Genomic DNA, 24,103 nt, shown 5'->3' with positions numbered 1-24,103 from the left:
TACGCACAGGCTACAGGAGAAACAGTATGAGCATGAGCGATCCTATCGCCGATATGCTGACGCGCATCCGCAACGCCCAGGGCGTGCAGAAAGCGTCGGTTGTCATGCCGTCGTCGAAGCTGAAAGTGGCAATCGCCAAGGTCCTGAAGGACGAAGGCTACATCGACGACTACGCCGTCCAGGAAGATGGCGGCAAGGCACAACTGAGCATCGGTCTCAAGTACTACGCCGGCCGTCCGGTCATCGAGCGCATTGAGCGCGTCTCGAAGCCCGGCCTGCGCGTGTACAAGGGCCGCAGCGACATCCCGCAAGTGATGAACGGCCTGGGTGTGGCGATCATTTCGACCCCGCAGGGTCTGATGACCGACCGCAAGGCTCGCGCCACTGGCGTGGGCGGCGAAGTCCTCTGCTACGTCGCTTAAGGAGAGAACCATGTCCCGTGTAGGTAAGGCTCCCATCGCGCTCCCCAAGGGCGCGGAAGTGAACGTGGCGGCTGGCGTGCTCTCCGTAAAGGGCCCGCTCGGTACGCTGTCGCAGCCGATTCACAGCCTGGTCAAGGTCAATGTCGAGAACGACACGCTGACCTTCAGCCCGGCTGACGAATCGCGTGAAGCAAACGCTCTGCAGGGCACCATGCGTGCTCTGGTGGCCAACATGGTCAAGGGCGTAACCACCGGTTTCGAGCGCAAGCTGAACCTCGTCGGCGTGGGCTATCGTGCCCAGCTGCAAGGCGCTGCGCTGAAGCTCCAGCTTGGTTTCTCGCACGACGTGATCCATGAGATGCCGGAAGGCGTGAAGGCGGAAACGCCGACGCAGACCGAGATCATCATCAAGGGTGCGGACAAGCAGAAAGTCGGTCAGGTTGCCGCGGAAGTCCGCGCGTACCGCCCGCCTGAGCCCTACAAGGGCAAGGGTGTGCGTTACTCGGACGAGCGCGTCATCCTGAAGGAAACCAAGAAGAAGTAAGGGGTGCAATGATGAACAAGAAAGACGCTCGTTTGCGCCGTGCACGTCAGACCCGCGCCAAGATCGCGGAGATGAAAGTCAATCGTCTGACCGTGTTCCGTACGAATTCGCATATTTACGCCCAGGTTTTCTCGGAGTGCGGCACCAAGGTGCTGGCTTCCGCGTCGACCGCCGAGGTGGAAGTGCGCAAGGAACTGGATGGCAAGGGCGCTACCGCCGCTGCCGCCACCGTGGTTGGCAAGCGCATCGCCGAGAAGGCGAAGGCTGCCGGCGTGGAAACTGTCGCGTTCGATCGCGCCGGCTTCCGTTTCCATGGCCGCGTCAAGGCCCTGGCAGACGCCGCCCGCGAAGCCGGCCTGAAGTTCTAAGCGCATAGAGAGAGATACGTCATGGCAAAGATGCAAGCAAAAGTCCAACAGGACGAACGCGACGACGGCCTCCGCGAGAAGATGATCTCGGTCAACCGCGTCACCAAGGTGGTGAAGGGTGGCCGGATTCTCGGTTTCGCTGCGCTGACCGTGGTTGGTGACGGCGATGGCCGCATCGGCATGGGCAAGGGCAAGGCTAAGGAAGTGCCGGTTGCTGTTCAGAAGGCAATGGACGAAGCCCGTCGCAAGATGGTCAAGGTCTCGCTGAAGAACGGCACGCTGCAACACGAAGTCGTTGGCAAGCACGGCGCCGCCAAGGTGCTGATGATGCCCGCCAAGGAAGGTACCGGCGTGATCGCCGGCGGCCCGATGCGCGCGATCTTCGAAGTGATGGGCGTCACCAACGTGGTGACCAAGTCGCACGGCTCCACCAACCCGTACAACATGGTTCGCGCCACGCTGGACGGCCTTCAGAAGATGAGCACGCCGGGCGAAATCGCCGCAAAGCGTGGCAAGTCGGTCGAAGACATCCTGGGTTAAGGTGAACGCAATGTCGCAGAAAACCGTAAAAGTGCAACTCGTGCGCAGCCTGATCGGCACGCGCGAGGATCATCGCGCCACTGTTCGTGGCCTGGGCCTGCGCCGCATCAACTCGGTGTCGGAGCTGCAGGACACGCCCGCTGTGCGCGGCATGATCAACAAGGTCTCGTACCTGGTCAAGGTTCTGGCCTGATACCGGGAACTCGGAGAGCAAGATGCAACTGAACAACCTGAAACCGGCCGCCGGTTCGAAGCACGCCAAGCGTCGCGTCGGTCGCGGTATCGGCTCCGGCCTGGGCAAGACTGCCGGTCGCGGTCACAAGGGTCAGAAGTCGCGTTCGGGCGGCTTCCACAAGGTGGGCTTCGAAGGCGGTCAAATGCCGCTGTATCGTCGCCTGCCCAAGCGCGGCTTCACCTCGCTGACCAAGGCGTTCAACGCCGAAGTCACGCTGCGTGACATCGAGCGCCTGGAAGCGGCCGAAGTCGACCTGCTGGTCCTGAAGCAAGCTGGCCTGGTGGGCGAGCTGGTCAAGAGCGCCAAGGTCATCAAGGCTGGCGAACTGACCCGCAAGGTGACGATCAAGGGTCTGGGCGCCACCGCTGGCGCCAAGGCCGCGATCGAAGCCGCCGGCGGCCAGATCGCAGCCTGACAGGCATTTATCGCAGCATAGGCAGTTATAGTCGGAGCATCGTTTGGCCACGGCGAAACCCAATGCAAGCGCGCAAGCCAGGAACACGGCGAAGTACGGCGACCTCAAGCGCCGGCTGATGTTCCTGGTGCTGGCCCTGATCGTGTACCGCATCGGCGCTCATATTCCGGTGCCCGGTATCGATCCGGAGCAGCTTGCGAAGCTTTTCCAGAGTCAGTCGGGTGGCATCCTCGGGATGTTCAACCTGTTCTCGGGCGGGGCGCTGTCGCGCTTTACCGTCTTCGCGCTCGGCATCATGCCGTACATCTCGGCGTCGATCATCATGCAGTTGCTGACGATCGTGCTGCCGCAGCTGGAGGCGCTGAAGAAGGAAGGGCAGGCAGGGCAACGCAAGATCACGCAGTACACGCGCTACGGCACCGTGGTCCTGGCCACGTTCCAGGCGCTGTCGATTGCGGTGGCGCTGGAGTCGCAGCCTGGGCTGGTGCTGGATCCGGGCCTGATGTTCCGGGCCACGGCAGTGATTACGCTGGTGACCGGCACGATGTTCCTGATGTGGCTGGGTGAGCAGATCACCGAGCGTGGTCTGGGCAACGGCATCTCGATCATCATCTTCGGCGGTATCGCGGCGGGCCTGCCCAACGCGATCGGCGGACTGTTCGAACTGGTCCGCACGGGTTCCATGAGCATCATCGCGGCGATTTTCATCGTGGCGATCGTGATCGGTGTGACCTTCGCCGTGGTGTTCGTCGAGCGAGGCCAGCGCAAGATCCTGGTGAACTATGCCAAGCGTCAGGTCGGCAACAAGGTGTACGGCGGCCAGTCGTCGCACCTGCCGCTGAAGCTGAACATGGCAGGGGTGATTCCGCCGATCTTCGCATCGTCGATCATCCTGTTCCCGGCGACGATCGCGGGCTGGTTCACGTCCGATGCGACGGGCTCGGTTGGCGGGTTCATCAAGGACCTGGCTGCCACGCTGTCGCCGGGCCAGCCGGTCTACATCCTGCTGTACGCTGCTGCGATTGTATTTTTCTGCTTCTTCTACACGGCCCTGGTGTACAACAGCCGTGAAGTGGCAGACAACCTGAAGAAAAGCGGTGCCTTCATTCCGGGCATTCGTCCGGGCGAGCAGACGACGCGCTATATCGACAAGATTCTGGTGCGCCTGACGCTGGCTGGTGCGGTCTATATCACACTGGTCTGCCTGTTGCCGGAATTCCTGGTGCTGCGGTGGAACGTTCCGTTCTACTTTGGCGGAACCTCGCTGCTGATCATCGTGGTCGTCACGATGGACTTCATGGCTCAGGTTCAGTCTTACGTGATGTCGCAGCAATATGAGTCGCTGCTGAAGAAGGCGAATTTCAAGGGCAATCTGACCTTGCGCTGACTTCGGATCGGTACAGGCTAGGTATGGCAAAAGACGACGTCATCCAGATGCAGGGGGAGGTCCTGGAAAACCTTCCCAATGCGACGTTCCGGGTCAAGTTGGAAAATGGCCATGTAGTACTGGGCCATATCTCCGGCAAGATGCGAATGAACTACATCCGGATTCTTCCGGGTGACAAGGTGACGGTCGAGCTGACCCCATATGATCTGTCGCGCGCACGAATCGTCTTCCGGACGAAGTGAGCGAACAGGAATTGAAGGAAGAGGAAAATTATGAAAGTGCTGGCTTCTGTTAAGCGCATTTGCCGCAACTGCAAAATCATCAAGCGCAACGGTGTCGTGCGCGTGATCTGCTCGTCGGATCCCCGCCACAAGCAACGCCAAGGCTAATCGGAAAGAGGATTGACGAATGGCACGTATCGCAGGGGTTAACATCCCGAACCACAAGCACACCGAAATCGGCCTGACGGCCATTTATGGTGTCGGCCGCTCGCGCGCTCGCAAGATTTGCGAGGCCACCGGTGTACCGTTTGACAAGAAGGTCAAGGATCTGACCGACGCCGACCTGGAAAAGCTTCGTGACGAAGTGGGCAAGGTCACGGTCGAGGGTGACCTGCGTCGTGAAACCACGATGAACATCAAGCGTCTGATGGACCTTGGTTGCTATCGTGGCATGCGTCACCGCAAGGGCCTGCCCATGCGCGGTCAGCGTACCCGGACCAATGCCCGCACCCGCAAGGGTCCGCGCAAGGCCGGCGTGGCTCTGAAGAAGTAAAGCCGAAGGCAGAGGAAGAAACTAATGGCAAAAGGTCCGAATAACGCCGCTCGCGCGCGTAAAAAGGTCAAGAAGAACGTTGCCGACGGCATTGCGCACGTCCACGCCTCGTTCAACAACACCATCATCACGATCACCGACCGCCAGGGCAACGCCCTGTCGTGGGCGACCGCCGGTGGCCAGGGCTTCAAGGGTTCGCGCAAGTCGACCCCGTTCGCTGCCCAGGTTGCTGCCGAGAACGCCGGTCGCGTGGCGCAAGACCAGGGCATCAAGAACCTGGAAGTGCGCATCAAGGGCCCCGGCCCGGGTCGTGAATCGGCTGTCCGCGCGCTGAACGCGCTGGGCATCAAGATCGCGATCATCGAAGACGTCACGCCGATTCCGCACAACGGCTGCCGTCCGCCGAAGCGCCGCCGCATCTGAGCGTTGGTGTGTCCGGGCCCGGTGGGTTTACCTGCCGGTTTCGGATATGGTAGTATCGCGCGTTGACCTGCTGCATTTTAATGCGGCAGGTTTTCGTTTTGCGTCGAGGGAATGTCTCTTGCGGCACATTCCCATGCCGGCGCACTGTAAATGCTTGCAGCGTCGTACCCGGCAACGGGGCGCGCTTAATAAGCCCACCGTCCGTCACGGTCTCCCCGGGTGCAGAATTGCACTGCGGAAGTACTGCGTTGACGGACTCGCGGCGCGTCTTGAAGGCGTCGCGATCGATCAAAGGAAGACAACGTGGCACGTTATACCGGCCCGAAGGCCAAACTTTCCCGCCGTGAAGGCACCGACCTGTTCCTGAAGAGCGCCCGTCGCTCGCTCGCCGACAAGTGCAAGCTGGACAGCAAGCCGGGCCAGCACGGCCGCACCTCGGGTGCACGCACCTCCGACTACGGCAACCAGCTGCGTGAAAAGCAGAAGGTCAAGCGCATCTATGGTGTGCTCGAGCGCCAGTTCCGCCGCTACTTCGCCGAAGCCGACCGCCGCAAGGGCAACACCGGCGAAAACCTGCTGCAACTGCTGGAATCGCGCCTGGACAACGTTGTGTACCGCATGGGCTTTGGCTCGACCCGCGCTGAAGCGCGCCAGCTGGTGTCGCACAAGGCGATCCTGGTGAACGGTCAGACCCTGAACGTGCCGTCGGCCCAGATCAAGTCTGGCGACGTCGTCACCATCCGCGAACAGTCGAAGAAGCAAGTCCGTATCGCTGAAGCGCTGTCGCTGGCCGAGCAGTCGGGCTTCCCGACCTGGGTGGCGGTGGATTCGAAGAAGTTCGAAGGTACCTTCAAGCAAGTGCCGGATCGCGCCGATATCTCGGGCGACATCAACGAAAGCCTGATCGTCGAACTGTACTCGCGTTAATCACGCGAGCGGAACGGCCCAGAGCTTGCGTTCGCCGCAAAGCTTCCCTTCCAGCCCGACGCGCTGTACGCGCGGTCGGGCTTCGCCCATCTCGCGATGGGATTTTCAGGTTCCAAACGTCAGCCTTATCGGTGTAACGAGCCGAGGGTATTGAAAAGGACAACCTAATGCAAACAGCACTCCTCAAGCCAAAAATCATCGCCGTCGAGCCTCTGGGCGACCATCACGCCAAAGTCGTGATGGAGCCGTTCGAGCGCGGCTACGGCCATACGCTCGGTAACGCCCTGCGTCGCGTGCTGCTGTCGTCGATGGTCGGCTATGCACCGACCGAAGTCACGATCGCTGGGGTGGTCCACGAGTATTCCACCATCGACGGCGTGCAGGAAGACGTCGTCAACCTGCTGCTCAATCTGAAGGGCGTGGTGTTCAAGCTGCACAACCGCGACGAAGTCACGGTGTCGCTGCGCAAGGATGGCGAAGGCGTGGTCACGGCTGCCGATATCGAGCTGCCGCACGACGTCGAGATCATCAACCCGAACCACGTGATCGCCCATCTGTCCGCCGGCGGCAAGCTGGACATGCAGATCAAGGTCGAGCAAGGCCGCGGCTATGTGCCGGGCAACGTGCGCAAGTTCGGCGACGAGTCGGGCAAGGTCATCGGCCGCATCGTGCTGGACGCTTCGTTCTCGCCGGTGCGCCGCGTCTCGTACGCGGTTGAATCCGCTCGCGTGGAACAGCGTACCGACCTGGACAAGCTGGTGATGAACATCGAAACCGACGGCGTGATCTCGCCCGAGGAAGCGATCCGCCAGTCGGCCCGCATCCTGGTCGACCAGCTGTCCGTGTTCGCCGCGCTGGAAGGCACCGAGTCGGCAGCCGAGGCTGCATCGAGCCGCACGCCGCAGATCGATCCGATCCTGCTGCGCCCGGTCGACGACCTGGAGCTGACGGTGCGTTCGGCCAACTGCCTGAAGGCCGAGAACATCTACTACATCGGCGACCTGATCCAGCGTACCGAGAACGAACTGCTCAAGACCCCGAACCTGGGTCGCAAGTCGCTCAACGAGATCAAGGAAGTCCTCGCATCGCGTGGCCTGACCCTCGGCATGAAGCTCGAGAACTGGCCGCCCGCAGGTCTGGAGAAGTAATTGTGGCGCGGGGCATTGGTCCCGCACCGCGGTAACCGCCCTGGCTTCGTGCCAGGGCTCGTATGACTACCGGCCCGCGTCCAGCCGCATCGGACGATAGAAGAGCTGGTCAAACACTTAACTGAAAGGAATCATCATGCGTCACCGTCATGGTCTGCGGAAACTGAACCGCACCTCGTCGCACCGTCTCGCGATGCTGCGCAACATGTCCAACTCGCTGTTCCAGCACGAGCTGATCAAGACCACCGTGCCCAAGGCCAAGGAACTGCGCAAGGTTGTCGAGCCGCTGATCACGCTGGCCAAGAAGGACACCGTTGCCAACCGCCGCCTGGCTTTCGCCCGTCTGCGCGACCGCGACATGGTCACCAAGCTGTTCACCGAACTGGGCCCGCGCTACGCCACCCGTCCGGGCGGCTACACCCGCATCCTGAAGTTCGGTTTCCGTCAGGGCGACAATGCGCCGATGGCGCTGGTCGAACTGGTGGATCGTCCGGAAATCACCGAAGCCCCGGCTGAAGAAGCCGCGGAATAAGGTAGTTTCCCGCCCGCCGCTGCGGCGACGGGTACGGGCACACCGCTTACAATCGAGCCAGGCATCTGCCTGGCTCTTTTGTTTTTGGGCCGCCGCCGTGCCTGCCGCAAGGAGATGTCGATGCAAAGCCATGCCAGCCAGCCGGATGCCGGCGCCCCGGGCGATCCGGCCGAGGTGATCGTCGTGATCACCAATACTCCAGATGCCGAGACCGCGGCGCACCTGTCGCAGGTAGTGCTGGAGGCGCGCGCCGCCGCCTGCGTGAACCGCCTGGCGCCGGTCGAGTCCGAGTACTGGTGGCAGGGCAAGCTGGAGCGCGCGCAGGAGTGGCCGCTGCTGATCAAGACCACGCGTGCACGTTACGCTGCGCTGGAGGCCGTGATCCGGCAACATCACCCCTACGACGTGCCGGAACTCATAGCGTGGCCGGTGACGGCCGGTTACGCGCCGTACCTGGCCTGGGTCAGCAGCGAGACCGAGACCGCCTCAGGGCCGGCAAAGTAGGGGCAACCGCGCCCGCAGCGCAGCAGCAGGTACGCCGCCCCCCCAGTTCAAGACAGACAGGAAACAGCGAGATGACAATCGGTTTGGCACTTCCGGAGCGCGCGCGCGGGCAGGTCTGGGCGCGGCATATTGCCGCAGCGCTGCTGGCGGCATTGGCCTGGGTGTGCCTGGCGGGCGGCGCGCATGCCGCCACCGAAGACGACTTCCTGCCGCCGGAGCAGGCCTTCCGCTTCGCCGCGAGCCAGCTTGACGACAAGACTGTCGAGGTACGCTTCGAGGTTGCCCCCGGCTACTACATGTACCGCGAGCGCTTCGCCTTTGCCGCGCAACCCGCCGACGTGAAGCTGGGAATGCCGGCGTATCCGCCGGGCAAGGTCAAGTTCGACGAGACCTTCGGCAAGGAGATGGAGACCTACCGCGACAGCGTGGTCATCCGCGTGCCGGTGGAGGCGGCGCCGGCCGACGGCAAGTGGTCGCTGACGGTCACCTCGCAGGGCTGCGCCGACAAGGGCCTGTGCTATCCGCCGATGGAGAGCGTGTACAAGGTCGGCGGCAGCGGGCTGGCCGACCTGTTCGGCAAGCGCGGGCGCTCGGATGCGCCGGCGGCCGTGCCTGCCCCTGCGCCAGCCGCCCCCGCGGTGCTGCGCGCCGACGACAGCGACCGCATCGCCGGCGCGCTGGCGAGCCGCAACCTGGCCCTGATCGCCGCGCTGTTCTTCGGCCTGGGCCTGCTGCTGACGTTCACTCCATGCGTGCTGCCGATGGTGCCGATCCTGTCCTCGATCGTGGTGGGCGAGCACGTCACGCGCGGCCGTGCGCTGGTGGTGTCGCTGGCCTACGTGCTGGGCATGGCGGTGGTGTACACCGCGGTCGGCGTGGCTGCCGGGCTGCTGGGCGAGGGCCTGTCGGCCGCACTGCAGACACCGTGGGTGCTGGGCCTGTTCGCAGCGCTGATGGTGGCCCTGGCGCTGTCGATGTTCGGGCTGTACGAGCTGCAACTGCCGCAGCGCTGGCAGACCCGCCTGACCGAATCGTCGAACCGCCGCCAGGGCGGCCAGGTGGCGGGTGCGGCGGCAATGGGCGCGATCTCGGCGCTGATCGTCGGGCCCTGCGTCACCGCGCCGCTGGCCGGGGCGCTGGCCTATATCGCGCAATCCCGCGACGCCGTGATCGGCGGCGCGGCGCTGTTCGCCATGGCGCTCGGCATGGGCGTGCCGCTGGTGCTGGTGGGCGTGGGCGCGGGCAATCTGCTGCCGCGGGCCGGGCGCTGGATGGAGGTCACCAAGCGCTTCTTCGGCTTCCTGCTGCTGGGTGTGGCACTGTGGATGCTGGGGCCGGTGCTGCCGGCCTGGGCCTCGATGCTGGCGCTGGCGGCGCTGCTGCTGGTGGCGGCGGTATTCCTGGGCGCCTTTGACGGCCTGGGCCCGGATCCGCGCAACCTGGCGCGGGTGGGCAAGGGCGTGGGCGTGCTGTTCGCGATCGCAGCGGCCATCGTGCTGATCGGCGTGGCTTCGGGCGGGCGCGATCCGCTGCAGCCGCTGTCGCACTTGAGCGTGGCACGCGGTGGCGCGGAAGCCGCTGCCGGCGCACAGGCGGTGCGCTTCGAGCGCGTGCGCAGCGTGGCCGAGCTCGATGCCCGCGTGGCGCAGGCCGCCGCCGCAGGCAAACCGGTGCTGCTGGATTTCTACGCCGACTGGTGCGTCAGCTGCAAGGAAATGGAGCGCATGACCTTCGTCGATCCGCGCGTGCGCGCGCGGCTGTCCGAGATCGTGCTGCTGCAGGCGGACGTGACCGCCAACAATGCCGACGACAAGGCGCTGCTCAAGCGCTTCGGCCTGTTCGGGCCGCCCGGCATCATCCTGTTCGGGCCTGACGGGCGCGAGCGCCCGGTGCGCGTGATCGGCTACCAGTCGGCCAACCGCTTCCTGGAAAGCCTGGAGCGGGCCTTCGGCACGCGTACCAGCACCTGACGCGTACCTAGTGCTGCGCGGTGGCTACCGTTCCAGCCGCCGCCCCAGCGCCCACAGCGCGGCCAGCCCCAGCGCCACGGCGCCCATCAGGCCGATCGACCACCAGAACCCGTGCGGCTCGCGCAGCCAGGGCATGCGGTCGAAGTTCATGCCGAAGACACCGGTGATCAGCGTCAGCGGCATGAACAGCGCCGTGATCAGCGTCAGCGCGCGCATGGTGCGGTTGGTCCGGTGCGCCACCGCGGAGAAGTGGATCTGCACCGCCGACTCGATCGAATCCTCCAGCCGGCGCGCGTGCGCCAGCACGCGCTGGATATGCTCCATCACGTCGTTGATGCGCACCAGCAGCACCTCGTCACGCCCCGGCGCATTGGCCGGGCCGCCGGGCTGGTCGCTGCTGAAGCGGTTGTCGAGCAGGCTGTCGCGGAATTCCTGCAGCGCGTCGCGTTGCTCTTCGCTCAGGTGCTCCAGCTTGCGCAGCTGGATGCGGGCATCCAGCAGTCCCTCCCAGCTTGAGAAGCTGCGGCGCGAATTGAGCAGCGCGCGCTGCCAGCGGTCGAGCTGGCGCGTCAGCGGCGCGCGCAGTTCCAGGTAACGGTCGACCATCGCATTGAGCAGGCGCAGCATCAGGTCCTCGGGCCGGCTGGGCGGGCGCACGCCGTGGAGCAGCGGCTGGCCATTGCCACGCACGGGCGTGGCCTGCGGGCGTGGTGCCTGGCATAGCTCGATCAGACGCTGGCGCACCTGGTCAACGGTGCGCGATTGCCCCGAGCGCACCGTGACCAGCACCGTGTCGAACACGAAAAACGTGACCGGCTGGGTGTCGATCTTGGCCAGTGCCGGGAGGAAGCCGGGCGGATAGCGCTTCTGGCGGGCGGCGGACTCGGCAGCGGACGGCTTCGCCGTGCCGGCCACAGGGTCCTGCGGCTCGGCCTCGGCGATGGCGCGGCTGGTCTCGAAGGTGAGCTTGCGGAAGATCACCATGTCGTACGCATTGGTCGTGTCGAAATACGACGGATGCGCGGCATTGGTGGCGTCGGCCAGGTGCAGGTCCAGGATCGGCGCGCCGGCAAGCTGGCGCATGCTCTCGCGCCAGGCATCCGGCGCGGCGGTGACTTCTTCGGTGGAGAAATCCGCCCAGACGAACAGCGACGCGGCATTGCCGCCGAGGAAGTTGCCCGCCTCGGTGAGCGAGGCGAGCGGGTGTACCTGGCTGGCCGAGAAGCCTAGCAGTTCCATAGGCGCTCTGTCGGTTAGCCGCTCAGGCCGTCAGCAGCCGCGCGGCGTCGCGCGCGAAATAGGTCAGGATGCCGTCGGCGCCGGCGCGGCGGAAGGCCAGCAGCGATTCCATCATCACCTTGTCGTGGTCCAGCCAGCCGTTCTGCGCGGCGGCCTTGAGCATCGCGTATTCGCCGCTGACCTGGTAGACGTAGGTGGGGAAGCGGAACTCGTCCTTCACGCGGCGCACGATGTCCAGGTACGGCATGCCGGGCTTGACCATCACCATGTCGGCGCCTTCCAGGATGTCCTGTGCCACCTCGCGCAGGGCCTCGTCGGTATTGGCCGGATCCATCTGGTAGGTCATCTTGTTGCCCTTGCCCAGGTTGGCGGCCGAGCCCACCGCGTCGCGGAAGGGGCCGTAGAACGCCGACGCATACTTGGCCGAGTACGCCATGATGCGCGTATGGATATGGCCGTTGTCTTCCAGCGCGGTGCGCACCGCGCCGATGCGGCCATCCATCATGTCGGACGGGGCCACGATGTCGACACCGGCTTCGGCCTGTGCCAATGCCTGGCGCACCAGGATCTCGACGGTCACATCGTTGATGACGTAGCCGTTGTCGTCCAGCACACCGTCCTGGCCGTGGCTGGTGTACGGGTCGAGCGCCACGTCGCAGAGCACGCCGAGCTCGGGGAAGCGGTCCTTGAGCGCGCGCACGGCACGTGGCACCAGGCCCTCGGGGTTGGTGGCCTCGATGCCGTCCGGCGTCTTCAGCGACGGGTCGATCACCGGGAACAGCGCGATCACCGGGATGCCCAGCTTGACGCAGTCTTCGGCCACCGGCATCAGCAGGTCGACCGACACGCGCTCGACGCCCGGCATCGACGCCACCGCCTGGCGCTGGTTCTGGCCGTCAAGGATGAAGACGGGGTAGATCAGGTTGTCCGGCGACAGGCGATGCTCGCGCATCATGCGGCGGGAGAAATCATCGCGGCGCATGCGGCGCGGGCGGTATTCGGGGAAGGTGGACATGGCGGGCTTCTTGACTGTAGGGCTGGACAGGAAAGCGGGCCGGCAAGCACGGCGCGCGCGGCAAAGCGCGGTCCAAAGCCGCTGGCCGAAGAAAAACTAAACTTTTGAGCGTGCCCGCTATCATACTCGCGGACACTTTGCGTTGCGCCCTGCGTGGCGCGGTGTCCCCCGCTACTCCTCCCTGAGCGGGTACCCGCCCCAGCGGCGGGAAAGTTTGTCCCCGTTGCTTGCAGCGGGGCTTTTTTTTGCGTGCTGACCTGGTGATTACTCTGCGGGATCGGCAGCAGGCGGCTCGCTCTTCTCCGCTGCGGACCGGGCTTCGGCCTTCTGCGCTTCCGGCAGGTTGAGCCAGCCGGCGATCACGCCCTGCGCCTCTTCGATGCCGCGGCGCTTCAGGCTGGAGAAGAGCTGTGCCGTCATCGGCACCGGTGTTTCCATCTGCTCGGCGTAGCCCTGCAGCATCTTGCGGGTCTCGCGCAGCGCCTTGGCGTTGTCGCTGTTGGTCAGCTTGTCGGCCTTGGTCAGCAGCACGTGGATGGGGCGCCCCGTCGGCAGGAACCACTCCACCATCTGGCAATCGAGATCCGTGAACGGACGGCGCGCGTCCATCATCAGGATCAGGCCGGACAGTTGCTGGCGCGTCTGCACATAGTCGCTCAGCAGCCCCTGCCAGTGGTACTTGGCCGAGCCCGAGACCTCGGCATAGCCGTAGCCGGGCAGGTCGACCAGGAAGGCGAGCGGGTCGGGCGCCTTGACCGGCGCCACCGAGAAATAGTTGATGTGCTGCGTGCGCCCGGGGGTGCGCGACGAGAACGCCAGCCGCTTCTGGTTGCACAGGATGTTGATGGCCGTGGACTTGCCGGCGTTGGAGCGGCCGGCGAACGCCACCTCCGGCACGGCCGTGGCGGGCAGGTCGCGCAGGTGGTTCACGGTGATGAAGAAGCGGGCCTGGTGAAGAAGGGACATGCGCTAGAGCGGTGGGGCGGGCCGCGGAGGCTGTGCGCATTGCGCATGCCGGGGCCGGGGTCTCGCCAGGGTGGGATGGCTGGCGGCCTGGGCCGCCCGCCGGGGTTGATCTGGCGCAGCCCGAAAGGGGCATGACAAGGCGCAAGGCATCAATCCGGCACATAACTTATTGTACAATACGCCGGTTTACGGTCTCCTGAACGGGTGACGCGTGGCATCCATGGCCGCGTGCCTCGGCTGCCGTCGTCCGGGCGGGAAGCCTAGTGTGTCGTTCCATCGTGGGCAGGGCCTTTGCCCCGCATTGCGCGTTGCACCGGAGGGTGCGGCGGCTGCGGGAGCGGGCTGGCGGGGTCTGCCGCCACGGCCAGCGCTTTGCGGATCGGTCAGCCGCGCGCGGGTCGCCACGATACCAGCCTTTGCACCGGCGCGTCCTCACCGCCGGCAAAGCGCCGGGGCGGCACGCATCACGGTATCCAAAACAATTCAGAGAAGGTGTGCGAATGAACCGCATTGCGAAGATTCTGGGTGTCCTGGCTTTGGCCGTTCCTGCCGCCGCCCTTTCCGGAATGGCATCTGCCGCAGAGCAGGCCGCCGCAAAGGCTGACCCGGCCAAGGGTGAAACGCTGTACACGCAAGGTGCCCCCGACCGCAATGTGCCCGCCTGCCTGAGCTGCCACGGCGCCGCCGGCAACAGTGCCGCCGCCGCCAACCCGAAGCTGGCCGCCCAGCATCCCGAGTACGTCCACAAGCAGCTGGCCGACTTCAAGTCCAAGGCACGCAACAACGCGATCATGGTGCCGATGGCGTCGGTGCTGACCGACGAGGAAATGCGCAACGTCGGCGCCTACCTGGCCAAGCAGTCGCTCAAGCCGGCCACCGCCAAGAACAAGGACACCATCGAAGCCGGCCAGAAGATCTACCGCGGCGGCATCGCAGCCAAGGGCGTGCCCGCCTGCGCCGCCTGCCACGGTCCTACTGCGGCCGGCATCCCCGCCCAGTACCCGCGCATCGGCGGCCAGTGGGCGGACTATACCGAGGCACAACTGGTGGCATTCCGCCAGGGCACCCGCAAGAACAACCCGGTCATGACGACCATCGCCGCCAAGATGTCGGATGCCGAGATCAAGGCGGTGGCGGATTACGTCGCCGGCGTTCGATAACGATTCCGCGACTCCGCTGGCGCCCGCCAGGCGCCGGCGCGTTGGTTTGGCGGTCCCCCGTTCCGGCGGGGGGGCCGCGGCATGCAACCGAACGCGCCTGTCACAATCGAAAAGGGTGGCCTGCTTGCCAAAGCATGTCCGCCCTTTTTTCATTTCCAGCCGCACGTTGTTTTAGGTTTCCCTGCACATGTCGACCGCTTCCACTTCAGGGCTGCACCTGAAGACCTCTCACCGCGTGCTGCGCGACGCGGTCGAATTGTTGTCCTCGATGCGCTTCGCGATCGCGCTGCTGACGGTGATCTCCATCGCCAGCGTGATCGGCACCGTGCTCAAGCAGAACGAGCCGTATCCCAACTACGTCAACCAGTTCGGGCCGTTCTGGGCCGATGTGTTCCACACGCTGTCGCTGCAGAAGGTCTACGGTTCCTGGTGGTTCCTGCTGATCCTGGCCTTCCTGGTGGTATCGACCAGCCTTTGCCTGATCCGCAATGCGCCCAGGATGGTGGCGGACATGCGCTCGTGGAAGGACCATGTGCGCGAGCGCAGCCTGCGCGCCTTCCATCACCGCGGCGAATTCGACGGCGCGCGCCCGCGCACCGAGGCGGTGAGCCGCCTGTCGGCGCTGCTGCGCAACCGCGGCTACCGCCTCAAGGCGGTCGAGCATGACGGCGCCACCCTGCTGGCGGCCAAGGCCGGCGCGGCCAACAAGGCCGGCTATATCCTGGCGCACACCGCCATCGTGGTGATCTGTATTGGCGGCCTGCTGGACGGCGACCTGCTGATCCGCGCGCAGATGTGGCTGGGCGGCAAGACCCCGATCAGCGGCAACGCGGTCATCAGCGAGATCCCGCCGCAGCACCGGCTGTCGGCGAGCAACCCGGGCTTTCGCGGCAACGCCTACGTGCCCGAGGGCTCGACCGTCTCCACCGCTATCCTGAACATCTCGGACGGCGCGCTGGTGCAGGACCTGCCTTTCGCGATCACGCTCAAGAAGTTCAAGGTCGATTTCTACGAGACCGGCATGCCCAAGCTGTTTGCCTCGGACGTGATCGTGACCGACCGCGCCACCGGCAAGCAGACCGAGGCCACCATCAAGGTGAACGAGCCGCTGATCGTCGACGGCATCGCCATCTACCAGTCCAGCTTCGAGGACGGCGGCTCGCGCCTGAAGTTCGTCGGCTACCCGATGCAGGGCAGCGGCCACGCCACCTTCACCATCGATGGCGCGGTGGGCGGCAACAAGCCGCTGGCGGGCACCGGCACCAACGCCGACAGCGATGGCCTGACGGTCGAGTTCAGCGACTTCCGGCTGATGAATATCGAGAACGTCACCGATGCCTCGGGCAAGCCCGACGCGCGTGGCGTGGCGCGCAAATCGTTCAACGAGACCCTGGAAAAGCACCTGGGCGCCGCCGCCAGCACCGACCGCGCCAAGACGCTGCGCAATGTCGGCCCGTCGGTGCAGTACAAGCTGCGCGACCGCACCGGCCAGGCGCGCGAGTTCAACAACTACATGGTGCCGGTGCAGATGGACGGCCAGTCGGTGTTCCTGGCCGGCATGCGTGAATCGCCCAGCGAACCATTCCGCTATCTGCGCATCCCCGCCGACGACCAGGGCAGCGTGGCCGACTGGATGCGCCTGCGCGCCGCGCTGCAGGACCGCGCGCTGCGCGGCGAAGCCGCGCGCCGCTTTGCGCTGGCGTCGATGCCGGGCGATGACAAGGCCGACCTGCGCCGCCAGCTGGCCGAAAGCTCGCTGCGTGCGCTCGACCTGTTCGCCGGCGCCACGCGGCCCACGCCGGATTCGCCCCCGGGCGGTTTCACCGCGGTCGCCGCCTTCCTCGAGAAATCCGTGCCCCCGGCCGAGCAGCAGAAGGCCGCCGACGTGCTCCTGAAGATCCTGAACGGTTCGATGTGGGAGCTGTGGCAGCTGGCGCGCGCCCAGGACAAGCTGCCGGTGGTGGCCAACAGCGCCCAGAGCGGCACCTTCCTGCAGCAGGCCATCAACGCGCTGTCGGACAGTTTCTTCTACGGCGCGCCGGTGTTCCTGCAGCTCGACGACTTCAAGGAGATCAAGGCCAGCGTGTTCCAGCTGACCCGTGCGCCGGGCAAGAACATCGTGTATCTTGGCTGTCTGCTGTTGGTGCTGGGCGTGTTCGCGATGTTCTATATCCGCGAGCGCCGGGTCTGGATCTGGGTGAAAGACAAGCCCGCCGAGGGCGACACCGAGCCTGGCAGCCATGTGCTGATGGCGATGTCGACCCAGCGCCGCACGATGGATTTCGAAAAGGAATTCACGGCGCTGCGTGACGATATCGGCCGCGCCGCAGGGGGCCGCAGCGAGGCGCCCGAGCCCGCCGGCACCCCCCACTGAATTGAGCAGGTACGCTATGTCCTCAAATGTGAACCAGGCCGGTCCCGCCATGCGCGGCACCACGCGCGCCGACACCGGCGCTGACGAGGCCTATCTCGAACCTTCCTTCCTGCGCCGTCTGACCTGGGTGGACTGGCTCTTTGCGCTGGCGCTGGCGGTTGGCGCCGGCGTGGCGCTGTCGCAATACGGGCAGTGGATGGATGGCTACGACAAGGCCGTGCTGGTCGGCGCCGTGCCTACCTTCGCGCTGCTCGGCTGGCACTGGAAGGCGGTGCGCCCGCTGATGCTGGCGCTCACCGCGCTGTCGCTGTTCGCGATCCAGCTCTACCAGGGGCAGCTGGCGCGCGCGGACCAGGCCTTCTTCCTGAAGTACTTCCTGTCGAGCCAGTCAGCCATCCTGTGGATGAGCGCGCTGGTGTTCCTGTCCACGCTGTTCTACTGGCTCGGGCTGGCGGCGCGCTCGAACACGGGCTACAGCATCGGCAGCAAGCTGTGCTGGGGCGCGGTGGTGCTGGGCTTCACCGGCCTGCTGGTGCGCTGGTACGAGTCCTACCTGATCGGCACGGACATCGGCCACATCCCCATTTCCAACCTCTATGAAGTGTTCGTGCTGTTCACGCTGATCACTTCGCTGTTCTACCTCTACTACGAAGGCCGCTACGCCACGCGCGCGCTGGGTCCGTTCGTGATGCTGGTGGTGTCGGCCGCGGTGGGCTTCCTGCTGTGGTACACGGTCAGCCGCAATGCGCAGGAGATCCAGCCGCTGGTGCCGGCGCTGCAAAGCTGGTGGATGAAGATCCACGTGCCGGCCAACTTTATCGGCTACGGCACCTTTGCGCTGGCGGCGATGGTCTCGGTGGCCTACCTGCTCAAGCAGCGCGGCATCCTGGCCGAACGCCTGCCATCGCTGGAACTGCTCGATGATGTGATGTACAAGGCCATTGCAGTCGGCTTTGCCTTCTTCACCATCGCCACCATCCTGGGCGCGCTGTGGGCGGCCGAGGCCTGGGGCGGCTACTGGAGCTGGGACCCGAAGGAAACCTGGGCGCTGATCGTCTGGCTGAACTACGCGGCGTGGCTGCACATGCGGCTGATGAAGGGCCTGCGCGGCACGGTGGCGGCCTGGTGGGCGCTGGTCGGCCTGCTGGTGACGACCTTTGCGTTCCTGGGCGTCAACATGTTCCTGTCGGGCCTGCACAGCTACGGCGAACTGTGACGCGGCGCCATGCTGCAATGCAAGAACCTGCCTCCGGGCAGGTTTTTTTTCGTCTTTTTTCAATTTTTCTGGATGCCCATGGAATAAAGGCGTCACATCCGGTGTTTACTTGAGGAGCGGTGCCGGCTGGCGGCACCGGTTTGCATGGAGAACAAGATCATGGCACGTGTGCGTCTTACCACTGCAGCATCCCTCGTTCGTCCCGCCGCGCTCGCGCTCGGCTGTGCGGCTGTCCTGCTCGCCGGTTGTTCCGGCATGGGCCTGGGCGGTGGCGGCGGCGCCGGCAACTTGCCGCCCACGGTGAAGGTGACCAGTGGCGTGCTGACCGATCCGCAGGGCCTGACGCTGTACACCTTCGACCGCGACACCGCCGGCAGCGGCAAGAGCGCCTGCAATGGCCCGTGCGCCACCAACTGGCCGCCGCTGATGGCCGCGCCTGGCAGCAATGCGTCGGGCCAGTACACCATCATCACGCGCGATGACGGCGGCAAGCAGTGGGCGTACCGCGGCATGCCGCTGTACCGCTTTGCCAAGGACGCCAAGCCGGGCGACCGCACCGGCGACAACCTCAACAACGTCTGGCACGTGGCCAAGCCCTGACGCTTCGGCAGCCACCGCAGCCACGGCATGGAAGGGTTTGACGGCCAGCTCGTCGCGCTGGCGCCGCGGCTGCGGCGCCATGCGCGCGGCCTCACCGGCGACGCGGCGCTGGCCGACGACCTGGTGCAGGACACGCTCGAGCGCGCGCTGCGCTACCGCTGGCGCTTCCGCCTGCGCCCCGGCGCCTGGTGGGGCGACGGCGCCGATGGCCTGCTGCCGTGGTTGCTGACCCTGATGCACCGCCTGCGCCTGAATACCGTGCGCAGGAAGGAACTGGTGGTCACCACCGAGACGCTGCCCGAGGTCAGCGCCCCCGCTGACGACCCCGGCCTGCGCCGCGACCTGGTGCAGGCGCTGGCGCAACTGCCGGAGGCGCAGCGCGCGGTGCTGCTGCTGGTCAGCCTGGAACAACTGACGTACGCCGAGGCCGCGCGCGTGCTCGATATTCCGCAGGGCACGGTGATGTCGCGCCTGGCGCGGTCGCGCGAGCAGATGCGGCGGCTGCTCGACGGCAAGGCGCCCGCTGCCGTGCCGGCAGCTTCCGGCAAGCCCCTGCAGCGGGTGAAATGATGTCCGCCATCCACGAAGCCGATCTACATGCCTACGCCGATGGCCAGCTTTCCGGCGCGCGGCGCGCCGCCGTGGAGGCGTACCTGGCGCAGCACCCGGAGGCGGCGGCACAGGTCGCAGTCTGGCGCAGGCAGGCCGATGCCCTGCACGGGGCGCTGGATCCCGTACTGAACGAACCCGTACCGCTCGCGGCCTTGCCGCCGGGGCTGCACGGAGATCGCAAGCGCAATGCCGCGCGAACCAGGCCGCGATGGGCGATGGCGCTGGCGGCCACCTGCGCGTCGGTGGCGCTGCTGGCGGTGGGCGGCGCTCTCGGCTGGCTGGCGCATGACCGCCTTGGCGGCAGCACGCTGGTGCTGGCGCCCGGCGAGCGCTTTGCGCGCGAGGCGCTGGCGACGCACGCGGTCTACGCTCCGGAAATGCGCCACCCGGTTGAAGTCGCGGCGACGGAAGAGGCTCATCTGATCGCATGGCTGTCCAAGCGCCTGGGCACGGCGCTGCAGGTGCCGGACCTGCGCGCGCAGGGCTTCCACCTGATTGGCGGCCGCCTGGGCGTGGCCGAAGGCGGCCCGTCGGCCATCCTGATGTATGAAGCGGACGACGGTACGCGCCTGTCGCTGCAGTTGCGGCGCATGGCACAGGGCACGCCCGATACGGGCTTCCGCGTCGAGCGCATGCCAGGCGCAGGCTCCAGGCGGCCAGCCGCCGGCCGCGACCCGATGATGGCCTTCTACTGGATCGACCGCGACCTGGGCTTTGCGCTGGCGGGCCCGCTGGAGCGGGCGCGGCTGCTCACGGTGGCTCAGATGGTGTACCAGCAATACCAGGGCGGATAGCCGCGCGCGAGGTGCAGGCGGCACATTGCGTGCGCCTGGCGCCTCATGACCCGCGGCATTCCGACGCAGGCACAAAAAACTGTCAGGACTGGCCAGCACTCTCCGACCAAGGCCAGAGTCCAATCCTGCAAGCGTGTGGGCGCGACCGGCGCCGGCACGGCCAGGCAACGAGGAAAACCATGCTGATCCCTTCCCCCAAATGGCTGCGCGGCGGCGATATCGCCGCCGGCGAGGTCACGCCCCGTCACGTCTTCGAAGCGCGCCGCCGCATGCTGGCGCTGGCCGCGGCCGGCGCAGCCGGCAGCACGCTGGCGCCGTGGTTTGCGCGCCAGGCCCTGGCGCAGGGGCAGCACGGCCAGAAGCTGGCCGCCACGCCCAACAACGCCTATGTCATCACCGACAAGCGCACGCCCTTCGAGGACGTCACCACCTACAACAACTTCTACGAATTCGGCACCGACAAGTCCGACCCGGCGCGCAACGCCGGCACGCTGCGCCCGCGCCCATGGCAGGTGTCGGTGGAGGGGCTGGTGAAGAAGCCCAAGGTCTATGACCTGGACGAGCTGATGAAGCTGGCGGCAATGGAAGAGCGCGTCTACCGCCTGCGCTGCGTGGAGGGTTGGTCGATGGTGATCCCGTGGGTCGGCTACCCGCTGGCCGAGCTGATCCGGCGCGTCGAGCCGCAGCCTGGTGCCAGGTATATCCAGTTCATCACGCTGGCCGACAAGAAGCAGATGCCCGGCGTCAGCAGCGGCGTGCTCGACTGGCCGTACAGCGAGGGCCTGCGCATGGACGAGGCCATGCACCCGCTGGCGCTGCTGACCTTCGGCCTGTACGGCGAGGTCCTGCCCAACCAGAACGGCGCGCCGGTGCGCATGGTGGTGCCGTGGAAGTACGGCTTCAAGAGCGCCAAGTCGATCGTGAAGATCCGCTTTGTCGACAAGCAGCCGCCCACCAGCTGGAACCTGGCCGCGCCGCAGGAATACGGCTTCTATTCGAACGTGAATCCGGACGTGGACCATCCGCGCTGGAGCCAGGCCACCGAGCGCCGCATCGGCGAGGAGCGCGGCAGCGGCTTTGGCGCGTTGTTCGCACCCAAGCGCAAGACCCTGCCGTTCAATGGCTACGGCCAGCAGGTGGCGTCGCTGTACCAGGGCATGGACCTGAAGAAGTTCTTCTGATGCAAGGCGAGCGCATGGCTACCTCTTCCACCAGCGCCGCCGCCGTGGCGGCGCGCAAGCCGGCCGGCCTGGCCACGCTGTCGCCGCAGCGCGTGCGCGCGCTCAAGCTTGCGGTCTGGCTGCTGGCGCTGCTGCCGTTCGTACGGCTGCTGTACCTCGGTGCCACGGAGCAGTTCGGCGCCAATCCGCTTGAATTCGTGACGCGCTCCACCGGCACCTGGACGCTGGTGATGCTGTGCCTGACGCTGACCATCACCCCGATGCGCCGCCTCACTGGCTGGAACTGGCTGATCAAGCTGCGGCGCATGCTGGGCCTGTTCGCGTTCTTCTACGGCCTGCAGCACTTCCTGCTGTGGATCGGGGTGGACCGCGGCTTTGACCTCGCCTACATGATCAAGGACGTGTACAAGCGGCCCTTCATCACGGTGGGTTTCACCGCCTTCATGCTGATGATCCCGCTGGCGCTGACTTCCACCAATGGCATGGTGCGCTGGCTGGGCGGCAAGCGCTGGCAGGCGCTGCACAAGCTGGTCTATGCGATCGCGGTGCTGGCCATCCTGCACTACTGGTGGCACAAGGCGGGCAAGAACGACTTTGGCGAAGTGTCGATCTACGCGGCGGTGGTGTTCGTGTTGCTGGGGATGCGGCTGTGGTGGCGGCTGCGCAAGCCCGCGGGGGCGCGCCAGCCCGCCGCGTAGGCGGGCCGGGCTTGGGGTATTAGTCCTGCAGCAGGCGCTCGTCGCGGAACAGGTCCTCGACCAGTTCGCGCTCGCGCACCAGGTGCACGCTGGCGCCATCGACCATCACTTCGGCGGCGCGCGGACGGGTGTTGTAGTTGGAGCTCATGGTGAAGCCGTAGGCGCCGGCCGACATCACTGCCAGCAGGTCGCCCGGCTGCACCGCGAGCGCGCGGTCGCGGCCGAGCCAGTCACCGGATTCGCACACCGGGCCGACGATGTCGTAGGTCGCCGCTTGCGCGTCGCGCAGCACCACCGGCTCGATGCGGTGGTAGGCCTCGTACATGGCCGGGCGTGCCAGGTCGTTCATGGCGGCATCGACGATGCAGAAGTTCTTGGCCGCGCCGGGCTTGAGGAACTCCACCTGCGTCAGCAGCACGCCGGCGTTGCCCACCAGCGAGCGGCCCGGCTCGAACAGCACCTCGCGGTGGCCGTGGCCGCGCGCGGCCACGCGTTCCAGCAGCGTGGTGGCAAAGCCGGTGATGTCCGGCGGGGTTTCGTCGGTGTAGGTGATGCCCAGGCCGCCGCCCACGTCGATATGCTCCAGGCGGATGCCGTCGCGCTCGAGCGCCTCGACTACGTCCAGCACCTTGTCCAGTGCTTCCAGATAGGGCTCGACCTCGGTGATCTGCGATCCGATATGGCAGTCGATGCCAGTCACTTCCAGATGCGGCAGCGCGGCCGCGGCGCGGTAGGTCGGCAGCACGTCCTCGAAGGCGATGCCGAACTTGTTGCCCTTCAGGCCGGTGGAGATATACGGGTGCGTCTTGGCATCCACGTCCGGGTTGATGCGCAGCGACACGCGCGCACGCTTGCCCACGCGGCCGGCCACTTCGTTGAGGCGGTCCAGCTCGGGGATCGACTCGACATTGAAGCAACGCACGTCATGTGCCAGCGCCAGTTCCATTTCCGCCGCGCTCTTGCCCACGCCCGAGAACACTACCTTGCGCGGGTCGCCGCCGGCGGCCAGCACGCGCTTGAGTTCGCCGCCCGAGACGATGTCGAAGCCGGCGCCGAGCTTGGCAAACACCTGCAGCACCGCCAGGTTGGAGTTTGCCTTCATGGCGTACTGGACCTGCGCCTTGCGGCCCTGGCAGGCGGCGGCGTAGGCCTGGTAGGCAGCGGTCAGCGCCGCGCGCGAGTACACATAGGTGGGCGTGCCGAATTCAGCGGCGATGCGCGCCAGCGGCACCTGCTCGACGGCAAGCGCGCCGTCCTGGCGATGGAAAAATGCGGTCATGGTTATCGGGTGGTGGGGGCGGCAGGAGACGAGGCCGGCTGCGCGGCGGGGGCAGGGGTGGCGGGCGGGCCCGGCATGGCATCTGCGCGGCCCAGGCCCGGATCCGTCACGGTCGGCGGGGTCGGCTCGGGCGGCACTTTGGGCATGGTCAGCGGCCCGCGGATGCCGCATCCGCCCAGTAGGGGCATCGCAAGGGCGGCGGCAAACGCCGATACAATCGCAACACGACGCAGCATCGGGTCGTCCTTTAGGCTGTTGGCAAGGCGTTGGATGGTCCGACGCGCAACGGCCGGGCATCCGAAGGATTCTTAACAAAAAAGCCGTTCGCGCCACGTACGCCCGGTCCGGGCAGCGGCGGCAACGGCGGTCTCGGAGTTTAGCATGCCCCCCTTGAGCGAAAGCGAGTTCCTGGCCCTGGCCACGCAGGAGCTGGACCGCATCGAAGCCACGGTCGAGGCGGCCGCCGACGCGGCCGACGCCGATATTGAGATCAGCCGCACCGGCAACGTGATGGAGCTGGAGTTCGAGAACGGCACCAAGATCATCATCAACAGCCAGGCGCCAATGCAGGAACTGTGGGTGGCCGCGCGCGCCGGCGGCTTCCACTTCCGCCGCGACGGCGAGCGCTGGATCGACACCCGCAACGGCGGCGAGCTGTACGCGGCGCTGTCGGGCTACGTCAGTGAGCAGGCCGGCGCGGCCCTCACGCTGGGCTGACGCAAAGCCTGCCTGGCGGGCAAAAGAAAAGCCGGCCTCGTGGGCCGGCTTTCTGCTGTCTGG

General features: G+C 66.1%; 29 protein-coding genes. 25 read left to right on the top strand and 4 right to left on the bottom strand.

Features of this window, described 5'->3' with window-relative positions:
* Positions 1 to 26 precede the first annotated feature (26 nt).
* From rpsH to dsbD, 16 genes are all read left to right on the top strand, one after another.
* Positions 27 to 422: a 30S ribosomal protein S8 gene (rpsH, locus tag C265_RS07770; RefSeq protein ID WP_010812384.1), complete on the top strand. Its 396-nt coding sequence runs from the start codon at positions 27 to 29 to the stop codon at positions 420 to 422.
* A 10-nt stretch (positions 423 to 432) separates the two neighbouring features.
* Complete coding sequence (gene rplF / locus C265_RS07765; protein ID WP_010812383.1) at positions 433 to 966, top strand: 50S ribosomal protein L6; 534 nt, start codon at positions 433 to 435, stop codon at positions 964 to 966.
* 11 nt (positions 967 to 977) lie between these two features.
* Positions 978 to 1,334, top strand: a complete 357-nt coding sequence (gene rplR / locus C265_RS07760) for a 50S ribosomal protein L18 (RefSeq protein WP_010812382.1) — start codon at positions 978 to 980, stop codon at positions 1,332 to 1,334.
* Positions 1,335 to 1,355: 21 nt separating this feature from the next.
* Positions 1,356 to 1,874 carry a 30S ribosomal protein S5 gene (gene rpsE / locus C265_RS07755; RefSeq protein WP_006160449.1) on the top strand — a complete coding sequence of 173 codons (519 nt, stop codon included), beginning with the start codon at positions 1,356 to 1,358 and terminating at the stop codon, positions 1,872 to 1,874.
* 10 nt (positions 1,875 to 1,884) lie between these two features.
* A complete protein-coding gene (rpmD, locus tag C265_RS07750) occupies positions 1,885 to 2,067 on the top strand; it encodes a 50S ribosomal protein L30 (RefSeq protein WP_010812381.1) in 183 nt (60 codons plus the stop codon).
* A gap of 22 nt (positions 2,068 to 2,089) precedes the next feature.
* On the top strand, positions 2,090 to 2,524 hold the full coding sequence (gene rplO / locus C265_RS07745; protein ID WP_010812380.1) for a 50S ribosomal protein L15: 435 nt from the start codon (positions 2,090 to 2,092) through the stop codon (positions 2,522 to 2,524).
* Between the two features lie 43 nt (positions 2,525 to 2,567).
* The gene (secY, locus tag C265_RS07740; protein ID WP_010812379.1) at positions 2,568 to 3,911 is read left to right on the top strand and encodes a preprotein translocase subunit SecY; all 1,344 of its coding nucleotides are present in this window, start codon (positions 2,568 to 2,570) and stop codon (positions 3,909 to 3,911) included.
* 23 nt (positions 3,912 to 3,934) lie between these two features.
* The gene (gene infA / locus C265_RS07735) at positions 3,935 to 4,153 is read left to right on the top strand and encodes a translation initiation factor IF-1 (protein ID WP_010812378.1); all 219 of its coding nucleotides are present in this window, start codon (positions 3,935 to 3,937) and stop codon (positions 4,151 to 4,153) included.
* Between the two features lie 30 nt (positions 4,154 to 4,183).
* Positions 4,184 to 4,300 (top strand): 50S ribosomal protein L36, encoded by a 117-nt coding sequence (rpmJ, locus tag C265_RS07730; protein ID WP_008642959.1) that lies wholly within the window; start codon positions 4,184 to 4,186, stop codon positions 4,298 to 4,300.
* A 19-nt stretch (positions 4,301 to 4,319) separates the two neighbouring features.
* The gene (gene rpsM, locus C265_RS07725; RefSeq protein WP_010812377.1) at positions 4,320 to 4,685 is read left to right on the top strand and encodes a 30S ribosomal protein S13; all 366 of its coding nucleotides are present in this window, start codon (positions 4,320 to 4,322) and stop codon (positions 4,683 to 4,685) included.
* A 24-nt stretch (positions 4,686 to 4,709) separates the two neighbouring features.
* Positions 4,710 to 5,108, top strand: a complete 399-nt coding sequence (gene rpsK, locus C265_RS07720; RefSeq protein ID WP_010812376.1) for a 30S ribosomal protein S11 — start codon at positions 4,710 to 4,712, stop codon at positions 5,106 to 5,108.
* Between the two features lie 303 nt (positions 5,109 to 5,411).
* The gene (gene rpsD, locus C265_RS07715; protein ID WP_010812375.1) at positions 5,412 to 6,035 is read left to right on the top strand and encodes a 30S ribosomal protein S4; all 624 of its coding nucleotides are present in this window, start codon (positions 5,412 to 5,414) and stop codon (positions 6,033 to 6,035) included.
* A 167-nt stretch (positions 6,036 to 6,202) separates the two neighbouring features.
* Positions 6,203 to 7,183: a DNA-directed RNA polymerase subunit alpha gene (gene rpoA / locus C265_RS07710; RefSeq protein ID WP_010812374.1), complete on the top strand. Its 981-nt coding sequence runs from the start codon at positions 6,203 to 6,205 to the stop codon at positions 7,181 to 7,183.
* Between the two features lie 136 nt (positions 7,184 to 7,319).
* Positions 7,320 to 7,715: a 50S ribosomal protein L17 gene (gene rplQ / locus C265_RS07705; protein WP_010812373.1), complete on the top strand. Its 396-nt coding sequence runs from the start codon at positions 7,320 to 7,322 to the stop codon at positions 7,713 to 7,715.
* Positions 7,716 to 7,835: 120 nt separating this feature from the next.
* Positions 7,836 to 8,219, top strand: coding sequence for a divalent-cation tolerance protein CutA (gene cutA / locus C265_RS07700; protein ID WP_010812372.1), 384 nt, complete (start codon positions 7,836 to 7,838; stop codon positions 8,217 to 8,219).
* Between the two features lie 71 nt (positions 8,220 to 8,290).
* Positions 8,291 to 10,189 (top strand): protein-disulfide reductase DsbD, encoded by a 1,899-nt coding sequence (gene dsbD / locus C265_RS07695; RefSeq protein ID WP_010812371.1) that lies wholly within the window; start codon positions 8,291 to 8,293, stop codon positions 10,187 to 10,189.
* 24 nt (positions 10,190 to 10,213) lie between these two features.
* Here dsbD and C265_RS07690 read toward each other — a convergent pair whose 3' ends face one another.
* The 3 genes from C265_RS07690 to yihA form a co-directional block, all read right to left on the bottom strand.
* Positions 10,214 to 11,428, bottom strand: a complete 1,215-nt coding sequence (locus tag C265_RS07690; protein ID WP_010812370.1) for a magnesium transporter CorA family protein — start codon at positions 11,426 to 11,428, stop codon at positions 10,214 to 10,216.
* A gap of 22 nt (positions 11,429 to 11,450) precedes the next feature.
* On the bottom strand, positions 11,451 to 12,443 hold the full coding sequence (hemB, locus tag C265_RS07685) for a porphobilinogen synthase (RefSeq protein ID WP_010812369.1): 993 nt from the start codon (positions 12,441 to 12,443) through the stop codon (positions 11,451 to 11,453).
* 264 nt (positions 12,444 to 12,707) lie between these two features.
* A complete protein-coding gene (yihA, locus tag C265_RS07680) occupies positions 12,708 to 13,409 on the bottom strand; it encodes a ribosome biogenesis GTP-binding protein YihA/YsxC (RefSeq protein WP_010812368.1) in 702 nt (233 codons plus the stop codon).
* Between the two features lie 500 nt (positions 13,410 to 13,909).
* Between yihA and C265_RS07675 the strand changes: the two genes are divergently transcribed.
* From C265_RS07675 to msrQ, 8 genes are all read left to right on the top strand, one after another.
* Positions 13,910 to 14,569: a c-type cytochrome gene (locus C265_RS07675; RefSeq protein WP_010812367.1), complete on the top strand. Its 660-nt coding sequence runs from the start codon at positions 13,910 to 13,912 to the stop codon at positions 14,567 to 14,569.
* 187 nt (positions 14,570 to 14,756) lie between these two features.
* A complete protein-coding gene (locus tag C265_RS07670; RefSeq protein WP_010812366.1) occupies positions 14,757 to 16,943 on the top strand; it encodes a cytochrome c biogenesis protein ResB in 2,187 nt (728 codons plus the stop codon).
* Between the two features lie 49 nt (positions 16,944 to 16,992).
* Positions 16,993 to 18,159: a c-type cytochrome biogenesis protein CcsB gene (ccsB, locus tag C265_RS07665; RefSeq protein ID WP_099045598.1), complete on the top strand. Its 1,167-nt coding sequence runs from the start codon at positions 16,993 to 16,995 to the stop codon at positions 18,157 to 18,159.
* 159 nt (positions 18,160 to 18,318) lie between these two features.
* Complete coding sequence (locus C265_RS07660) at positions 18,319 to 18,759, top strand: hypothetical protein (protein WP_011616154.1); 441 nt, start codon at positions 18,319 to 18,321, stop codon at positions 18,757 to 18,759.
* Between the two features lie 27 nt (positions 18,760 to 18,786).
* The gene (locus C265_RS07655) at positions 18,787 to 19,329 is read left to right on the top strand and encodes an RNA polymerase sigma factor (protein ID WP_010812363.1); all 543 of its coding nucleotides are present in this window, start codon (positions 18,787 to 18,789) and stop codon (positions 19,327 to 19,329) included.
* Complete coding sequence (locus C265_RS07650; protein WP_010812362.1) at positions 19,326 to 20,165, top strand: anti-sigma factor; 840 nt, start codon at positions 19,326 to 19,328, stop codon at positions 20,163 to 20,165. Before C265_RS07655 ends, C265_RS07650 begins: the two co-directional genes overlap by 4 nt.
* 179 nt (positions 20,166 to 20,344) lie before the next feature.
* Positions 20,345 to 21,346 (top strand): protein-methionine-sulfoxide reductase catalytic subunit MsrP, encoded by a 1,002-nt coding sequence (msrP, locus tag C265_RS07645; RefSeq protein WP_010812361.1) that lies wholly within the window; start codon positions 20,345 to 20,347, stop codon positions 21,344 to 21,346.
* On the top strand, positions 21,346 to 22,044 hold the full coding sequence (msrQ, locus tag C265_RS07640) for a protein-methionine-sulfoxide reductase heme-binding subunit MsrQ (protein WP_010812360.1): 699 nt from the start codon (positions 21,346 to 21,348) through the stop codon (positions 22,042 to 22,044). Before msrP ends, msrQ begins: the two co-directional genes overlap by 1 nt.
* A gap of 19 nt (positions 22,045 to 22,063) precedes the next feature.
* On the opposite strand, the gene lysA is transcribed toward msrQ, so the two are convergent.
* Complete coding sequence (gene lysA, locus C265_RS07635; protein ID WP_010812359.1) at positions 22,064 to 23,323, bottom strand: diaminopimelate decarboxylase; 1,260 nt, start codon at positions 23,321 to 23,323, stop codon at positions 22,064 to 22,066.
* Between the two features lie 381 nt (positions 23,324 to 23,704).
* Between lysA and cyaY the strand changes: the two genes are divergently transcribed.
* Complete coding sequence (cyaY, locus tag C265_RS07630) at positions 23,705 to 24,040, top strand: iron donor protein CyaY (RefSeq protein WP_010812358.1); 336 nt, start codon at positions 23,705 to 23,707, stop codon at positions 24,038 to 24,040.
* Positions 24,041 to 24,103 lie beyond the last annotated feature (63 nt).

It is taken from the genome of Cupriavidus sp. GA3-3, assembly GCF_000389805.1.
GTDB lineage: Bacteria > Pseudomonadota > Gammaproteobacteria > Burkholderiales > Burkholderiaceae > Cupriavidus > Cupriavidus necator_D.
This window is presented reverse-complemented; position numbering and strand designations above follow the sequence as displayed.

Bases quoted from the DNA above. Each gene is read 5' to 3' on its own strand.
- rpsH (WP_010812384.1), top strand. From the start codon at position 27: ATGAGCATGAGCGATCCTATCGCCGATATGCTGACGCGCATCCGCAAC.
- rplF (WP_010812383.1), top strand. From the start codon at position 433: ATGTCCCGTGTAGGTAAGGCTCCCATCGCGCTCCCCAAGGGCGCGGAA.
- rplR (WP_010812382.1), top strand. From the start codon at position 978: ATGAACAAGAAAGACGCTCGTTTGCGCCGTGCACGTCAGACCCGCGCC.
- rpsE (WP_006160449.1), top strand. From the start codon at position 1,356: ATGGCAAAGATGCAAGCAAAAGTCCAACAGGACGAACGCGACGACGGC.
- rpmD (WP_010812381.1), top strand. From the start codon at position 1,885: ATGTCGCAGAAAACCGTAAAAGTGCAACTCGTGCGCAGCCTGATCGGC.
- rplO (WP_010812380.1), top strand. From the start codon at position 2,090: ATGCAACTGAACAACCTGAAACCGGCCGCCGGTTCGAAGCACGCCAAG.
- infA (WP_010812378.1), top strand. From the start codon at position 3,935: ATGGCAAAAGACGACGTCATCCAGATGCAGGGGGAGGTCCTGGAAAAC.
- rpmJ (WP_008642959.1), top strand. From the start codon at position 4,184: ATGAAAGTGCTGGCTTCTGTTAAGCGCATTTGCCGCAACTGCAAAATC.
- rpsM (WP_010812377.1), top strand. From the start codon at position 4,320: ATGGCACGTATCGCAGGGGTTAACATCCCGAACCACAAGCACACCGAA.
- rpsK (WP_010812376.1), top strand. From the start codon at position 4,710: ATGGCAAAAGGTCCGAATAACGCCGCTCGCGCGCGTAAAAAGGTCAAG.
- rpoA (WP_010812374.1), top strand. From the start codon at position 6,203: ATGCAAACAGCACTCCTCAAGCCAAAAATCATCGCCGTCGAGCCTCTG.
- rplQ (WP_010812373.1), top strand. From the start codon at position 7,320: ATGCGTCACCGTCATGGTCTGCGGAAACTGAACCGCACCTCGTCGCAC.
- cutA (WP_010812372.1), top strand. From the start codon at position 7,836: ATGCAAAGCCATGCCAGCCAGCCGGATGCCGGCGCCCCGGGCGATCCG.
- dsbD (WP_010812371.1), top strand. From the start codon at position 8,291: ATGACAATCGGTTTGGCACTTCCGGAGCGCGCGCGCGGGCAGGTCTGG.
- C265_RS07690 (WP_010812370.1), bottom strand. From the start codon at position 11,428: ATGGAACTGCTAGGCTTCTCGGCCAGCCAGGTACACCCGCTCGCCTCG.
- hemB (WP_010812369.1), bottom strand. From the start codon at position 12,443: ATGTCCACCTTCCCCGAATACCGCCCGCGCCGCATGCGCCGCGATGAT.
- yihA (WP_010812368.1), bottom strand. From the start codon at position 13,409: ATGTCCCTTCTTCACCAGGCCCGCTTCTTCATCACCGTGAACCACCTG.
- C265_RS07675 (WP_010812367.1), top strand. From the start codon at position 13,910: ATGAACCGCATTGCGAAGATTCTGGGTGTCCTGGCTTTGGCCGTTCCT.
- C265_RS07670 (WP_010812366.1), top strand. From the start codon at position 14,757: ATGTCGACCGCTTCCACTTCAGGGCTGCACCTGAAGACCTCTCACCGC.
- ccsB (WP_099045598.1), top strand. From the start codon at position 16,993: ATGCGCGGCACCACGCGCGCCGACACCGGCGCTGACGAGGCCTATCTC.
- C265_RS07660 (WP_011616154.1), top strand. From the start codon at position 18,319: ATGGCACGTGTGCGTCTTACCACTGCAGCATCCCTCGTTCGTCCCGCC.
- C265_RS07655 (WP_010812363.1), top strand. From the start codon at position 18,787: ATGGAAGGGTTTGACGGCCAGCTCGTCGCGCTGGCGCCGCGGCTGCGG.
- C265_RS07650 (WP_010812362.1), top strand. From the start codon at position 19,326: ATGATGTCCGCCATCCACGAAGCCGATCTACATGCCTACGCCGATGGC.
- msrP (WP_010812361.1), top strand. From the start codon at position 20,345: ATGCTGATCCCTTCCCCCAAATGGCTGCGCGGCGGCGATATCGCCGCC.
- msrQ (WP_010812360.1), top strand. From the start codon at position 21,346: ATGCAAGGCGAGCGCATGGCTACCTCTTCCACCAGCGCCGCCGCCGTG.
- lysA (WP_010812359.1), bottom strand. From the start codon at position 23,323: ATGACCGCATTTTTCCATCGCCAGGACGGCGCGCTTGCCGTCGAGCAG.
- cyaY (WP_010812358.1), top strand. From the start codon at position 23,705: ATGCCCCCCTTGAGCGAAAGCGAGTTCCTGGCCCTGGCCACGCAGGAG.